Genomic DNA, 16,037 nt, shown 5'->3' with positions numbered 1-16,037 from the left:
CTTTTTTTAAATTTTTTTAATTCTAATTTTTTACGAAAACGGAAGAAAAACAGAGGAAAATAAAGAAATAAGGTGATATATCCGTATATACAGTTAAATTTAATGTTTTCTTATTTGAAAACGTATGTAATATAATGATTCGGAATACGACATTAAGGCAAAAAATGTTCAAATACATATTGCCTTTCCCTAATTTGGGCATACACTCTTTTCTACCTCCGTGTCAGTTGCTGGGAAGTGCAACTATTTTAATGGAATAGAGTGTGTGCATTTTTTTATAATGGGAAGTAAAGTGTGACTTTATAATGACAAATAATAAACAAAATGGGATAATAAACAATATGTCCAAGTGGTAAGACCAATATTACAAAAGGGGCGATTGTTACATGCTAAATATAGAACAAATTAAAGAAATCATTCCTCACCGCTATCCGTTTTTACTTGTTGATAAAATATTAGAAGTGGATGAGGGGAAAAGAGCGGTTGGAATTAAAAATGTATCTGCAAACGAGGAGTTCTTTAATGGACACTTTCCAGATTATGCAGTTATGCCTGGTGTACTTATTGTAGAAGCATTAGCACAAGTTGGGGCAGTTGCTGTATTAAAGAAAGAAGAAAACCGCGGGAGACTTGCTTTCTTCGCAGGCATCGACAACTGTCGCTTCAAAAAACAAGTGCGCCCAGGTGATCAACTTCGCCTAGAAGTAGAAATGACACGTGTACGTGGTCCGATTGGAAAAGGAAAAGCAATCGCAACAGTAGATGGTGAAGTTGCGTGTGAAGCTGAAATTACATTTGCAATTGGTGATAAAAAAGAATAGAGAGTAATTTAAAAATCCTTCTGCATATTACAGAAGGATTTTTTTAATTACCTATATTTTTTGTTCTAAATATAAAAATACAAAGTAATCAGAAAATTTATTGTAAATGAATGGAAGTTTGTATATAATAACGATGTGAATATCTTGAAATTAAGATAAATGATAGTGCGGTAAAAATAGAGATGTCGTTGTCACATTATAGAGGTTATGAGATAGGACAAAGGTTATTATGATTCGTTATGATGAACTGTAGAGGAAAGTAATGGGGAAATTTAACGGTAGAAGTAAATGAAAAATAGGCGTAGCATATCGAGCATAAAAGAGAAAAAGGGGAAAATGTCGTATTTTGAAAAAGAGGAGATCATAATATGTTCGGGAAAAAAAAAAGAAAGCCACTAAGACAATTAATTACACATAAAGAGCCTAAATCACGTATTGCAGAACAATACCGTAACATCCGTACAAACATTGAATTTACATCTGTAGATAACCATATTCGTTCTATCATTGTAACTTCGGCTGATCCTGGAGATGGGAAAACAACAACTATTTCTAATCTAGCAGTTGTTTTTGGTCAACAAGGAAAGAAAGTATTGTTGATTGGGGCGGACTTACGTAAGCCGACAATTCAAAACTTATTTGCGATTCATAATTCAAATGGATTAACGAACTTATTATCAGGACAAGCGAAACTAATGCAATGCATCCAAAAAACAGATATAGAGAACGTATATGTAATGGCATCAGGCCCTATACCGCCAAACCCAGCTGAACTATTAGGTAGTCGAATGATGGATGAGGCGCTGCTCGAAGCATATAACATGTTTGATATTATTTTAATCGATACCCCACCTGTCCTTGCGGTAACCGATGCACAAATACTTGCGAACAAATGTGATGGAATCGTACTTGTTGTGCGTAGTGAAAAAACAGAAAAAGATAAAATAATAAAAGCGAAGCAAACGTTAGATAAAGCATCGGGTAAACTACTTGGTGTTGTTTTAAATGATAAAAGAGAAGAAAAAGAACAATATGGATATTATTAGAAAATAATATGTAAAATAGTAAATTTTAAAGCCGATAAGGATTTTTATTGGCTTTTTTGAATTGTTTTTAAAATTATTTATTGCATTATAAAGAAAAAAATGATACAACGGAAATTTTGGAAATTCTATGGAATGTGTTGTCATATTTAAGATTATTTTGTAAGATTATATATGTTTTCAAATAACAAAAGAACATAGATATGACTAAAATAAAAAAATGTAAGATTATATGTTATAATTTTTCTTATGTGCAAATTTTAGAAAGTTGGAGGAACTTATGGAAGAAACAATTAGTTTAAAAGAGTTATTTTATATCTTAAAAAAACGTTTAGCAATGATTCTCGTAATCGCCTTTGGAGCAGCTATTGTAAGTGCCATCATTAGCTTCTTCTTCATGACACCAATCTACCAATCTTCAACGCAAATTCTTGTTAACCAGAAAAAGCAAGAGGGTGCAATGATTCAAGCTGGTGAAATTCAAACAAATATTCAATTAACGAATACATATAAGGTCATTATTAAAAGTCCAGTAGTCTTAGACCAAGTGAATGAAAAATTACATTTAAATATGACTGCACAAGCTTTAACAGGAAAGATTAATGTTGCAAACGAAAAAGACTCACAGGTCATTTCTGTTACAGCGGAGGATAAAGATCCGAAGTTAGCTCGTGATATTGCAAATGCAACAGCAGATGTATTTAAAGGTGAAGTTGCAAAAATTATGAATGTTGATAACGTAACTGTATTGTCAAAAGCAGAAGTTACGGAAAATCAATCTCCAATTAAACCACGCCCGATGTTAAACGTAGCAATTGCTTTCGTTGTTGGATTAATGGCTTCAGTTGGTCTTGCATTCTTACTAGAATACTTAGATAACACAGTGAAAAAAGAAGAAGATGTAGAAAGCTTACTTGGCTTACCAGTGTTAGGTATTGTAGCTCGTATGGATGAAGAAACAGCAAACGTGAAATCACATGCTCCATCATCAAGAAAAGTGAGGGGACAAACAATTGGCTCTTAATAGTTTATTTAAAAAGAAAAAAAATCATCGTCAACGTCGTCAATTAATTGCTCATCAACAACCGAAATCACCAATTTCAGAACAATATCGTAATATTCGAACGAATATCGAATTTGCATCTGTTGATACGAATTTACATTCGTTAATGGTAACGTCTGCTAACCCGAGTGAAGGGAAAACGACGACAACAGCGAATATGGCAGTCGTGTTCGCCCAACAAGGCAAAAAAGTATTACTAATTGATGCAGATATGCGTAAACCAGCGATGCATCAAATGTTCCAAGTAGACAATATTGTTGGATTAACGAATGTATTAACGCATAGTCAACGTTTAGAGAAGTGTATACAAACGACAAATGTAGATAATTTACACTTTTTAGCGTGTGGCCCAATCCCGCCGAATCCAGCAGAATTATTAGGTTCAAAATCAATGCAAGAGCTTCTTGCTCAAGCGTATAGTATGTATGATTTAGTCATTTTTGATTTACCACCAATTTTAGCTGTAACAGACGCGCAAATTATGGCGAATGTATGTGATGCATCTATTCTTGTCGTTCGTAGTGAATCGACAGAAAAGGAAACAGCGGTAAAAGCAAAAGGATTATTAGAATCTGCAAAAGGTAAATTGTTAGGCGTTGTTCTGAACGATCGTGAACGTGAACAAGGCTTATATTATTACTACGGTGCAAACTAATTAAAAAGTGAGATATGGCAAGAACATATCTCCTTTTTTCCCTTGAATATGAGATAACTCATATTCAAGGGAAAAAAGATTTTTATATGAGAGAGGGAGGATGAAGCAAATGATTGATTTACATTGTCACATTTTACCTGGTATCGATGACGGTGCACAAACAGTAACAGATAGTTTAGCAATGGCACAACGAGCCGTGTCAGAAGGAATACACACAATTGTTGCTACACCACACCATCAAAATGGAAAATATGTAAATGAACGTACTTCTATTATTCATCAAGTGAAACAATTAAATGATGAACTACAACAAAACGAAATTCCACTGAAGATTTTACCAGGACAAGAGGTCAGATTATATGGTGATCTATTAGAAGACTATGAAGCTGGTAAAATCGTTACGTTAAACGAAACAAATAAATACATATTAATTGAATTTCCATCTAATCATGTACCTCGTTATGCAGAACAACTATTATATGAACTACGTGTTAAAGGAATGATCCCAATTATCGTTCATCCGGAACGTAATGCCGAGTTAATCGAGCGGCCAGATAAGTTATATAAGCTTGTAAGTAAAGGTGCATTAACACAAGTAACGGCAGGCAGTTTACTTGGAAATTTCGGCAAAAAGATAAAAAAATTCTCACTCCAACTTGTTGAACATAATTTAACGCATATGGTTGCATCAGATGCACATAACACAACATCAAGAGGATTTCATTTAGCAGAAAGCTACGAATTAATCGGAAAAGAATTCGGAATAAATGTTATGAGTGATTTAAAAGAAAATCCGTATTTATTAATTAGCGGGAAAGCAATTTATAAAGAAGATCCAGAACAAATTCGTCGTAAAAAATTGTTCGGTATTTTTTAATTGAAGAGCTTTGGTGATGTCTCCTAACCGTTATCAACGGGGGCACTCGGTTGTGCTGTGGGTAGAAATTATATTTCAACCTACCTTAGACGCTTGTCGTCGGGAGTATGGCGTGAGGATGGGTTAGATGCCCATAATTTTATTTATGCCAGAAACTCTACCTATGGAGTTATAAAAATGACTCTATAGGTAGGGTTTTTGTTATTGCTATATTGTAATAAATAATCTTAAGGAGGACTACATTTGAAAAAAGTAAGAAAAGCGATTATCCCTGCTGCTGGTCTTGGGACAAGGTTTTTACCAGCAACGAAGGCGATGCCGAAAGAAATGTTGCCGATTGTCGATAAACCGACAATTCAATACATAGTAGAAGAAGCAATAGAATCAGGAATTGAAGACATTATTATTGTTACTGGAAAAGGGAAGCGTGCAATTGAAGATCATTTTGATCACTCTTTTGAGTTAGAACAAAGCTTGTTCGAAAAGGGAAAGCATGAGGTTCTGGAAAAAGTACAAGCTTCTTCAAAAATTAATATTCATTACATAAGACAAAAAGAACCAAGAGGTTTAGGACATGCGGTATGGTGCGCGCGTAAATTTATTGGAAATGAGCCATTTGCGGTATTACTTGGTGATGATATTGTACAAGCTGAAACGCCATGTTTACGCCAATTGATGGATCAGTATGAAGGAACACAGTCATCTGTTATTGGTGTACAAACGGTACCAGAAAATGAAACACACCGTTATGGGATTATCGATCCAATTGAGCAGAATGACCGTCGTTATCAAGTGCGTCAATTTGTAGAGAAACCAGCTCAAGGAACGGCACCATCAAATTTAGCGATTATGGGACGTTACGTATTAACACCAGAAATTTTTATGTTTCTTGAGAATCAACAAACAGGTGCTGGTGGAGAGATTCAGCTAACTGATGCGATTCAACGTTTAAATGAAATTCAACGAGTGTTTGCGTATGATTTTGAAGGAACGCGTTATGATGTTGGGGAGAAGTTTGGGTTTATTAAGACTACAATTGAGATGGCACTTCAACATGAAAATTTAAATAAAGAATTAATAAATTACATGAATGAGGTTATAAAAAGAGAAAAGGTAAATGCATAAAGGAAAAGGTGATATATTTGGACAATCGTGAAATAGCAAGTGAGCCATTAGAACAAAGTACGTTGGAAATAAAAAAACCTAATATTATTTATTTATGTGCAAAAAGGATTATGGATCTACTTGGAGCAATGGTTGGATTGATAATCTTTTCTCCAATATTTCTTGTAATTTCAATTTTATATATGACAGGGGATAATAAAGGGCCTATCTTTTTTAAACAGATTAGAATGGGAAAAGACGGAAAAAGATTTTATATTTATAAATTCAGATCAATGATTGTGAACGCGGAAGAAAAACTAAAGGGCAATGAAATATTATATAAAAAATATATAGATAATAATTATAAATTAGAACCAATTGAAGATCCACGCATAACAAAAGTAGGACAGTTTTTAAGAAAGACTAGTTTAGATGAACTTCCACAGTTTTTAAATGTTTTAAAAGGTGATATGAGCCTTGTTGGTCCAAGACCAGTGGTACAAGAAGAGTTGATAGAGTATGGTAAAAGAAAAGATGAATTTTTATCTGTAAAGCCAGGTCTTACAGGCTATTGGCAAGTGAGTGGAAGAAGTGATGTAGGATATCCAGAGAGGGTAGATTTAGAGTTGTATTATGCTTATAATGCATCATTATGGTTCGATATTAAGATTTTGCTATTAACTGTTAAGAATGTTGTAGTCGGCAGAGGCGCATATTAAATTTTTTGATTTATTTGTTTAGAAAGTAGGAGGAATATATGGGGATAAATGTTGAATTGCACACCCATACTTGTCATTCACACGATAGCACTTTAGGCAAGTGGTTCTATTTGTTTATGTTAAAACTAAGAAGAATAAATGTAGTAGCGATTACGGATCATGATGAAATTGAGGGTGCGTTAAAATTTAAACCTTTTCTTGAGAAACATTCAATTAGAGTAATCATTGGAGAAGAAATATTTTCCAGTAAGGGTGAAATAATAGGATTATTTATAAATGAAAAGATAAGCCCGGGAAAATCTCCAAGGGATACAATGCTAGAGATAAAAAAACAAGGAGGAATAGTATATATTCCTCATCCATATGATGAAAAAAGATATAAAACAGTTTTGGTGGAAGAAGAGATTCGAAAAAACCTAGATTTAATTGATATCATTGAAGTTCACAATGGTAGAAATATAAAGGGATATTTTTCAGAAATTCAATTAGAAATTGCGAACAGATATAATGCAACTAAGGCTATAGGTAGTGATGCGCATACATTTATAGAATTAGGTAGAAACTACAATGTTATGGAAGATTTTAAAAGCGTACAGGAATTTAAAGATAATTTACAAAGTGCGCAATATGTTCAACAAGATTGCTTACAGATAGCCCACCATATAACAAAGTTTGCTAGAGTTTTTAAATTAATAAAAAGAGGTAAATACAGTGAATTGTATAGAATTATCAATAAAAAATTTGGAAATAGAAAGCAAAAAATTAGCAACTAAAATTGAAAAGGATTTTCAGCCAGATGTAGTTATATTTATAGCTAAAGGGTCATTTTTAATAGGACAAACAATAAGTGAGTACTTAAGGGTGCCGTTATTAGAAATTCAAGCAGTACGTAAGGGAAATAAGTTAAAAGAATTTATAAAGCCTGTAATAAAAATTATTCCTAAACCCCTTAAAGAATATTTAAGACGTAAAGAAATTCAATCTGGAGTTCATAATCAGAATGTAGATAGAGAAATTTATTTTGATATGAATAAACATGAGATGAAGAATATAAATAAAATTTTGGTTGTAGATGATTCAGTAGACACGGGGCACACAGCTAGTCAAGTGGTAGAATATTTAGGGAATATGTATACTGAAACGGAAATTAAATTTGCAAGTTTAAATTATTTTAAAGATAGTGCGAATATTTTTCAGGTGGATTACTCTTTATATGAAAATCATATTTTAATGGGGCCTTGGTCCAATGATTCCAAATATAATAAAGAATTTATTAAATTATATAATCAATGGAAGGAGGTAAACTATGGAGAAGCCTAAAATTAGTATAGTTGTAGCAGCATATAATGTTGAGGATTATATTGAAAAGTGTTTGGAAAGTCTTATTGCGCAGAGTATTAAGGAAATTGAAATATTAGTTATAAATGATGGTTCACGTGATAATACAGTAAATATCGCTAATGAGTTTACAAAGCGTGATAAACGTGTACGAGTAATTTCTCAAGAAAACGGTGGCTTAAGTGCCGCAAGAAATACGGGAATTAATCATGCGAGTGGAGAATTTATAGCGTTTGTAGATGGTGATGACTATTTAGATAAATCTATGTATGAGACTTTGTATAAAAAAATCATTGCAGACAGTCTCGATTTGGTAATTTGTGGCTTCAAAAAGGTGTGGTTAGATGAGAATGCAAGTAAGCTACGTGAGAAAGAATGTTATTTTAATAAAGATTTATTGAAGGGTAATATTCTAGAGAACTTCCTGTGTAAACATGATGAGCCTTTTGTTGTAGCTTGGAACAAGTTATATAGGACAGAAATAATTAAACAAAATGGACTATACTTTGAAAATCGTGCTTTCTTTGAAGATGTAGGTTTTATGCCACGATATTTATACTATACAAAATCCATTGATAGTATAGATTTGGCCTCATATTACTATGTACAAAGAAAAGGTTCAATTACTAAGAGTTATAATCCGATAATTGAACAGTCCCTGGCTAATACAATAAGGTTAATAAGAGATTTTATTAAAAAAGATCCGAGTTTAATGAAATATATGGGTGCTTTAGAGTTGAGATTAAAAATATATCTATTAAATTACTTAATAGATAACGGAGAAAATATAGAGGCTTTAAGGAAAGATATTATTACTTTACAAGACTATAGTGAATTTCTGCCACTTAAACATAGGATATCAATATTTTTAATAAAAAATAATGTATATATATTCTTTTATAAAAATATCTGGGGAAAGATTAATAAATGATATAGGCATTAATTTTATGAATAAAGTATTGAGTCTATGGAAGGAAAGAAAATGAAAAATTATGATAAAATAATTATATATCTTATTATGGTTGCAACCTTTAGCTTGTTTTTGGAAATGAAAATATATATACCATTATTTCTTTTAATTACCTTGATGTGTTTACCATATTTTAAACAAGTTAATAGATGGCAAATATACCTTTTGTTCTTCCTATTATATGGGGGATTATTAAATGTTTTTTACTTTAATAATTTTGAAATAAACTTATATATAAAGTTTATTGTAAACCTTGCCTTTTTACTAGTGGTTCCAAACTTTATTGAGAAGGTAAAAATAGATTCCGAATTTAATAATCGGTTTAAATTGTGTTTAGAGTTAATAATTATTTTAAGTTTTATACAAATAATATATGTATATATGAGTCAAAATCTGTCCTTAAGCTACTTCCTGAATATACAAAACTCTATTGATGCTTATGCTATTAGTAGAGGGGCAGATCCAATATTTGGTCATAGTAATAAAAATATTTGGGCTTCAAAATTATTCTTAGTACAACTGTTGTATTTTAATTTTATACTAAATGATAAGATTAAAATTAGAGAGTTCCTAATGCTTTCTATATTTGTTATTAATATAATGCTTCTGTTGTCTAGAACAGCTCAAATGGCGATGATTATCCCGTATATATATCTTTTTTATAAAAAGATATATATAAAGAATAATTATATTAAATTTTTTGTTATATGTTTAATCCCTATGTTGTTATTTGGATTTATTGAAGTTGTTACAGACGTTATTCTAAGAGTAGGGGATCCTAGTACAGATGGGGGGGCCTCCCGAATTTCATTGTGGAAAGCCTTCTTTGAGCATTTTAATGAGACTCACTATATGATTGGAAACGGTATATATTCCAGTTATAACTTTTTAATGCAATATGTACCTCATTATTTAGTTAATACTAATATGCATAATTTTATTATAAATATTGCCATGGAAACAGGAATTATTGGAGTGTGTATATATATTCTTTTCCTTTTGGGATTGTTTAGGAAACTAATGTTGGGTTTAAGAGGATATAAGAGTGAATTTTGTATAGTTTTTATTTTACCGTTAGTGTTAATAATGTCCTTGCAATATTTAGGTTATGATAATGATATTGTTGTATATCTTGTATTATTATTTTTAATTAAGAAACGTTATGTTCAAGATTTTGATATAGAACATAAATTATAGAGTGGAAAAAGGGCCTTTTTATTATTGTAAGGCCCTTTTGTATTATTTTAAAAATTATATGAAGATTGAAATGAGATAGTGAATTAGATTATTAGTTGATGAGGAGAAATTAATTTGAAAGCTAATTTTAAATATAAAATCTATCGATTGATAAGTTCGGTTGTATATGCTCTTTTTTATATGTTTCCTATAAATAAAAAGAAGGTAATGTATACATCGTATCGAGGGGAACATTTTTCATGTAGTCCTAGATATGTTTTTGAAGAAATGTATAAAAAGAGAAGCGACTTAAAATATGTTTGGGTATTAGATGATAAGAATAAAATCCCCAATAGATATGAGAATATTACAATTGTTAGAAGGAAAAGTATAGGATACTTTTACCACATGTATACTTCTAAGATTTGGATAGATAACTGTAATAAAGAAGCATTTTTAAAGAAGAAAAAAGGAATTACTTATATTCAATTATGGCATGGGCTTCCTTTAAAGAAAATCGGTTTAGATATAGGGCTTCAACAAATTGATAAGGAATTAGTAAATAGCTGGATTAAAGAAGGAGAACAAATCGACTATCTTGTAGTTCCTAATGATTTTTGGGGAGAAATTTTATCGAAAGCCTTAAATGTTAGTAAGGAAAAGTTGTTGAATATGGGATTACCGCGTAATGATTCTTTATATGCAGTACAAAAAGAGGAAAAAAATCGTAATAAGATAAATATCTTATATGCCCCAACCTTCCGACAAGAAACCCTGGAATCCTTTGATTTACCAATAGATTTAGATGAATTACAGAATAAAGGAGTATTTGATAAGGTAAATTTATTAATTAGATTACATCCGAATGTAAGGAATCTTAAAAATGATTTAAGTAAGTATGGTGGTAGTGTTACTAATGTTACTAGCGTTGATGATTTGGAAACATTATTAAAATCTACTGATATTTTAATAACAGATTATTCTTCTGTTTTCTTGGATTATTGTATTTTAGAAAAGCCAGTAATATTCTACCCATATGACTATGATAGTTATATAAAAATAAATAGAGAGTTTTATTTTAACTATCAAGATTTTGTTCCAGGACCAATAGCATATTCATTTGAAGAATTAAAAGAGCTATTATTAAGTGTTGAGGATTATATAGATAATATAAACTTACAGCATGATATAAAAAGCTTTAAATATGAGTATGTTGATGAATTTAATGATGGAAAGGCATCAATTCGAGTTACCAACTTTGCACTCAATTTATTAGATTGATGTAATTAAAAAATGAAAAATAAGTAGAGGGATCAATATGAAAAATATTATACATGATTTCTTGTATAATGCTCTTTATCAAATGTTTATTATTATTATCCCTATTATTACATTGCCTTTTTTAGCTAGAACTTTAGGAGTAGAGGCTCTAGGGATTAATAGTTATACTTTTTCTATTGTACAAATATTAACTGTAATATCTTTACTGGGTATGGCACAATATGGGGTTAGAAATATTGCGAAGGTTAGAGATTCTCAATACGTTTTAAATAGTACATTTTGGAACCTTTGGATTATACAATTAATAACAGGGACGGTAGTTTTATTAGGATATATACTATTCGTTATGTATGGTGCTCAAAATTATCAGTTGTATTTTTGGCTGCAGTTGCCTTTTTTAATAAGTGTAATATTTGACATATCTTGGTTTTATATAGGAATTGAAAAATTCAAGAAAATTGTATTGAGAAATATAGCGATAAAATCTATAACATTACTTTTAATATTTATTGTTATTAAAAATGAAAGCGACTTATGGAAATATATATTAATTTTATCTATGGGCAATTTTTTAGGTAATCTAGTTTTTTGGGTTAGTATAAAAAAATATATAACCCAATTTGCTTTTGACGGGGCTACTTTTAAAAAATTTTTTCGTGGAGCTTTCTTTTTGCTAATTCCACAACTTTGCATTCAATTGTATATCACATTCGATAAAACCATTGTTGGTATGATTGCTGGCCCAATAGAATTATCATATTACGATCACTCACAAAAAATTGCAAGGATAGTATTAACTATTATTACATCACTCAGTATAGTTTTACTACCTAAAATGTCAAATTTAGTTGCGAAAAATAAAGGTATTGAAGTTGATAAAATCTTAAAAAAATCAATGGATTATACGTTGGTAACTTCTATATTATTTTGTGTTGTAGTAATGGTTAATTCTTTTGAATTTGTACCGTGGTTTTTTGGAAAAGAGTTTGCTCCTATGTCAAATTTAATGTTTTGGGTAAGTTTAATAATTATATTTATACCTCTAGGTGGGGTGTTTGCGAATCAATATGCGCTGGTATTTGAAAAAGATAAACAGTTTTTAATACCTTTAGTGATAGGAGCAGTATTAAGCCTATCTCTTAATTTAATAACAGTTCCATACCTAGGCGCTTTAGGTGCAACATTTGTAATGATTGTTGTAGAATTTACAGTATGCTTTTTAAGAATATATTTAGTAAGGAAAGAGCTTAAATTAAATATAATGTTTAAAGGGATATATATATATATATTATTAGGAGGGATTGGCTTTTTTGTTGGCGTATCTATTCCTGACATATTTGATAGTGTATTCTTAAACATGTTTATAAAATCTTTAATCATATTTTTAATATATTTAGGTGGAATTATGTTAACCCCTAATACAGTATCTAAAGATATAAAAAAATTAGTAATGAAATAATTTAATCAGGAGAGTGCCGAATTATGAAAAGGGTTCTAACATATGGAACATTTGATTTACTACATTATGGTCATATAAATTTAGTAAGGCGAGCAAAAGATCTAGGTGATTATTTAATAGTTGGAATATCAACAGATGAATTTAATGCATTAAAAGGAAAAGAATCTTATTTTAAATTTGAAGAGAGAAAAATGCTACTGGAAAGCATTAGATATGTGGACTTAGTAATATCGGAAAATACTTGGGAACAAAAGATTGAAGATATCATAAAGTATGAAATTGATGTATTTGTTATGGGTGATGATTGGGAAGGGAAATTTGATTTTTTAAAAGAATATTGTGAAGTGGTCTATTTGCCAAGAACTGAAGATATATCCACTACTCAAATAAAAAGTGAACTTTCATTACAATCATAAGGAATAAAAAAACTTTTATTAATAAATGTATTTGTTGTAATATGGTGAATAGTAATAATGTGAGATTATTTATAAATACAAATTGAAGAAGGTATAAGCTATGAAAAAGAAAGTTTTATTTTGGATTTTGGGTATAATAGGTTTTCTGGTGATTGCAGGAGGAGCATATGCATACTATGTGTATTCTAATGTATCGAATACATTAGATGCAGTGCACAAGCCTTTAGATCGCGATAAGTCAGAAAAACGTGACAAGAAAGTAGATGTTGCAGATAATAAGCCAATATCTATTTTATTAATGGGTGTGGATCAAAGGGCAGATGAGACAGGTCGCTCAGATTCGATGATGTTATTTACATTAAATCCACAAAAAAAATCTATGAAAATTACTAGTATTCCACGTGATTCTTATACGGAAATCGTAGGTAAGGGTAAAAAAGATAAAATTAATCATGCATATGCCTTTGGTGGAATTGATATGGCTGTAAAAACGGTAGAAAATTTTCTTGATGTACCAGTTGATCATTATATTGAAGTGAACATGGCTGGTTTTAAAGATGTTGTGGATGCAGTTGGTGGAGTAGACGTTACTAATGATTTAGAGTTTAAATATGAAGAATCGCACTTTGCTAAAGGGAATATACATCTTAATGGTACAGAAGCATTAAGATACTCTCGTATGCGTTACGAAGATCCACGTGGTGACTTCGGCCGTCAAATGCGCCAACGTCAAGTTATCCAGGCAGTAATTAAAAAAGGTGCAAGCGTATCGTCACTAGCAAGCTATGGTGACGTATTAAAAGCAATTGAGAAAAACGTTAAAACAAGTTTAACACAAGATCAAATGTTTGATATTCAAAAGAACTATAAAGATTGTATGGAGAACAGTGAAGAAATTCAAATCCCAGGTGACGGCCACAAAGCCGCTGACGGTATTTGGTACTACTATGTTCCAGATGCAGCAAAACAAGATATAACGAATAAGTTAAGAGCACATCTTGAATTAACGAAGTAGTATTTATTGAACCCAACTCATTTGGAAGGAGTTGGGTTTATTTTTGCTTGAATTTATATTAGTATTATATATTGTGAGATTAATAGATGAGGTGAATCGATGAATAAGAAAGCAGTACTTGTCCTATTTATTTTTGTATTGTTTATTGCTTCGGTTGTGAGCGGTAAACTATATTGGAATAAGAAGATTGCGAATGCAACAGGGCAAACGAGTGAAGTAACGAAAACAAAGGCTGAAGTGAAAGATAGCGGAGCTAAGAAAGAAGAGAAAAAAGAAGAGAAAAAAGAAGAGAAAAAACAAGATGCAAAGTCATCTTTTAATGAAGCATACGCAAAGAACTTGCCAGATGCAGTGAAAGAGAAGTTAAAGAAAGCTGCTGCAGATAAAAAGGCAGTAAATCTTGTTATTGTTGGTGATGAAGCTTCTTCATCTGAAAAAGATGCTTGGGTAGCTAAGTTCACTGCTAATTTAGAGGCTTCTTACGGTAAAGGTTTATGGAATGTGACGGTAAAGGAATATAAGGGTGAAAGTACAGAGGAATTAATTGCAAATAAACGCGATAAAGAGATTGCGAAAGATAATCCGGATGTAATTTTATTTGAACCACCATTTATTACCGACAACGGAAAAACTGGTAATGGAAATTCTGTAGCGAGTACACAGAAGTTTGTGCAAGCACTTTCTACTAGTGCAAAAGGCGCTACAATTATGATTCAACCATCAAACCCAGTGTATGGTGCGAAGAATTATCCGAAAGCGATTGAAGCATTAAAACAATTTGCGACGCAAAATGGTTATGCATATGTGGATCATTGGGGAGCATGGCCTGATGCAACAACGAAAGCAATTTTACCGTACTTACAAACAGAGTTCGGTTTCCCAAGTGCTAAAGGGCATGAAGTTTGGGCGCAATATGTAACGGATTATTTTGTAGCTAAGTAATGAAGGGTATATAGAAGGTATACGAGCAATCGTATACCTTCTATATTAGTAAAGTAATAAAGAAATCCTAATAAATATGCGGGAGGAAAACAATGAAATCAATCTTAATCTGCGGCGGAGCGGGCTATATCGGTTCTCACGCTGTTAAAAAACTAGTTGATGAAGGTTTATCGGTAGTAGTAGTAGATAACTTGCAAACTGGTCATGAAGATGCAATTACGGAAGGTGCGAAGTTTTATAATGGTGACCTTCGTGATAAGGAATTTTTAAGAGATGTTTTTAAACAAGAAAATATCGAGGCGGTTATGCATTTTGCAGCTGATTCTTTAGTTGGAGTTAGTATGGAGAAGCCTCTTCAGTATTATAATAATAATGTGTATGGTGCACTTTGCTTGCTAGAAGTAATGGATGAGTTTAAAGTAGAGAAGTTTATTTTCTCTTCTACTGCGGCCACTTATGGTGAAGTAGATGTAGACCTTATTACTGAGGAAACGAAGACAAATCCGACGAATACATACGGAGAGACGAAGTTAGCAATCGAGAAGATGCTTCATTGGTATAGTCAAGCTTCAAATTTAAGATATAAGATTTTCAGATACTTTAATGTGGCTGGTGCAACGCCAAGTGGTATTATTGGGGAAGACCACCGTCCAGAGACACATTTAATTCCGCTTGTTTTACAAGTGGCGTTAGGTCAACGTGAGAAGATTATGATGTTCGGTGATGATTATAATACACCAGATGGTACTTGCATCCGTGATTATATTCATGTTGAAGATTTAGTGGCAGCTCATTTCTTAGGACTTAAAGACCTGCAAAATGGTGGAGAGAGTGATTTCTACAACTTAGGAAATGGTAATGGCTTTAGTGTAAAAGAAATCGTTGATGCAGTTCGTGAAGTTACGAATCATGAGATTCCAGCTGAGATGGCACCACGCCGTGCGGGAGATCCAGCACGCTTAGTAGCTTCTTCTCAAAAGGCGAAAGAGAAGTTAGGATGGAATCCTGAGTATGTAAATGTGAAGACAATTATCGAGCATGCGTGGGATTGGCATCAGAAGAAACCTAATGGGTATGAGAAATAAGTTTAATAAATGAGAGAGGGTACTGTCGTTCAACATATGTTCGACAATACCCTCTCTTTTTTTGTCTTATTTT

At 31.8% G+C, this 16,037-nt stretch carries 17 protein-coding genes; all 17 read left to right on the top strand.

Going from position 1 to position 16,037, the window contains the following annotated elements:
- The first annotated feature begins 386 nt into the window (after window positions 1-386).
- The 17 genes from fabZ (at window position 387) to galE (ending at window position 15,964) form a co-directional block, all read left to right on the top strand.
- Window positions 387-821, top strand: coding sequence for a 3-hydroxyacyl-ACP dehydratase FabZ (gene fabZ / locus MKX77_RS25620; protein ID WP_000931959.1), 435 nt, complete (start codon window positions 387-389; stop codon window positions 819-821).
- Between the two features lie 368 nt (window positions 822-1,189).
- Entirely contained in the window at window positions 1,190-1,867 is a 678-nt protein-coding gene (locus MKX77_RS25615; RefSeq protein ID WP_341308150.1) for a CpsD/CapB family tyrosine-protein kinase, read from the top strand.
- 277 nt (window positions 1,868-2,144) lie between these two features.
- The gene (locus tag MKX77_RS25610) at window positions 2,145-2,888 is read left to right on the top strand and encodes a YveK family protein (protein WP_341308149.1); all 744 of its coding nucleotides are present in this window, start codon (window positions 2,145-2,147) and stop codon (window positions 2,886-2,888) included.
- Window positions 2,878-3,582, top strand: a complete 705-nt coding sequence (locus MKX77_RS25605) for a CpsD/CapB family tyrosine-protein kinase (protein WP_341308148.1) — start codon at window positions 2,878-2,880, stop codon at window positions 3,580-3,582. Before MKX77_RS25610 ends, MKX77_RS25605 begins: the two co-directional genes overlap by 11 nt.
- Before the next feature lie 109 nt (window positions 3,583-3,691).
- On the top strand, window positions 3,692-4,459 hold the full coding sequence (locus MKX77_RS25600; RefSeq protein WP_341308147.1) for a tyrosine-protein phosphatase: 768 nt from the start codon (window positions 3,692-3,694) through the stop codon (window positions 4,457-4,459).
- Between the two features lie 243 nt (window positions 4,460-4,702).
- Window positions 4,703-5,584, top strand: a complete 882-nt coding sequence (gene bpsC, locus MKX77_RS25595; RefSeq protein ID WP_341308146.1) for a UTP--glucose-1-phosphate uridylyltransferase BpsC — start codon at window positions 4,703-4,705, stop codon at window positions 5,582-5,584.
- Window positions 5,585-5,601: 17 nt separating this feature from the next.
- Window positions 5,602-6,282 (top strand): sugar transferase, encoded by a 681-nt coding sequence (locus MKX77_RS25590; RefSeq protein ID WP_078206559.1) that lies wholly within the window; start codon window positions 5,602-5,604, stop codon window positions 6,280-6,282.
- A 38-nt stretch (window positions 6,283-6,320) separates the two neighbouring features.
- Window positions 6,321-7,055, top strand: coding sequence for a PHP domain-containing protein (locus MKX77_RS25585; protein ID WP_341308145.1), 735 nt, complete (start codon window positions 6,321-6,323; stop codon window positions 7,053-7,055).
- A complete protein-coding gene (locus MKX77_RS25580; RefSeq protein ID WP_341308144.1) occupies window positions 6,994-7,602 on the top strand; it encodes a phosphoribosyltransferase in 609 nt (202 codons plus the stop codon). Before MKX77_RS25585 ends, MKX77_RS25580 begins: the two co-directional genes overlap by 62 nt.
- Window positions 7,589-8,551, top strand: coding sequence for a glycosyltransferase family 2 protein (locus MKX77_RS25575; protein ID WP_341308143.1), 963 nt, complete (start codon window positions 7,589-7,591; stop codon window positions 8,549-8,551). The genes MKX77_RS25580 and MKX77_RS25575 overlap by 14 nt, the downstream gene beginning before the upstream one ends.
- A 51-nt stretch (window positions 8,552-8,602) precedes the next feature.
- Window positions 8,603-9,787, top strand: a complete 1,185-nt coding sequence (locus MKX77_RS25570; RefSeq protein ID WP_341308142.1) for an O-antigen ligase family protein — start codon at window positions 8,603-8,605, stop codon at window positions 9,785-9,787.
- A 114-nt stretch (window positions 9,788-9,901) separates the two neighbouring features.
- Window positions 9,902-11,047, top strand: coding sequence for a CDP-glycerol glycerophosphotransferase family protein (locus MKX77_RS25565; RefSeq protein WP_341308141.1), 1,146 nt, complete (start codon window positions 9,902-9,904; stop codon window positions 11,045-11,047).
- Between the two features lie 37 nt (window positions 11,048-11,084).
- Window positions 11,085-12,506, top strand: a complete 1,422-nt coding sequence (locus MKX77_RS25560; RefSeq protein ID WP_341308140.1) for an oligosaccharide flippase family protein — start codon at window positions 11,085-11,087, stop codon at window positions 12,504-12,506.
- A gap of 23 nt (window positions 12,507-12,529) precedes the next feature.
- A complete protein-coding gene (tagD, locus tag MKX77_RS25555) occupies window positions 12,530-12,922 on the top strand; it encodes a glycerol-3-phosphate cytidylyltransferase (RefSeq protein ID WP_341308139.1) in 393 nt (130 codons plus the stop codon).
- A gap of 100 nt (window positions 12,923-13,022) precedes the next feature.
- Window positions 13,023-13,937, top strand: coding sequence for a polyisoprenyl-teichoic acid--peptidoglycan teichoic acid transferase TagU (tagU, locus tag MKX77_RS25550; RefSeq protein WP_341308138.1), 915 nt, complete (start codon window positions 13,023-13,025; stop codon window positions 13,935-13,937).
- Window positions 13,938-14,036: 99 nt separating this feature from the next.
- The gene (locus tag MKX77_RS25545) at window positions 14,037-14,879 is read left to right on the top strand and encodes an SGNH/GDSL hydrolase family protein (RefSeq protein ID WP_341308137.1); all 843 of its coding nucleotides are present in this window, start codon (window positions 14,037-14,039) and stop codon (window positions 14,877-14,879) included.
- A 92-nt stretch (window positions 14,880-14,971) separates the two neighbouring features.
- Window positions 14,972-15,964 (top strand): UDP-glucose 4-epimerase GalE, encoded by a 993-nt coding sequence (galE, locus tag MKX77_RS25540; protein WP_341308136.1) that lies wholly within the window; start codon window positions 14,972-14,974, stop codon window positions 15,962-15,964.
- Window positions 15,965-16,037: the final 73 nt, after the last annotated feature.

This window comes from Bacillus sp. FSL R9-9410, assembly GCF_038050385.1.
In the GTDB taxonomy this organism is placed as follows: Bacteria; Bacillota; Bacilli; order Bacillales; family Bacillaceae_G; genus Bacillus_A; species Bacillus_A cereus_U.
The sequence above is the reverse complement of the archived record's forward strand: the minus strand, read 5'-3'. Positions and strand labels throughout refer to the sequence as shown.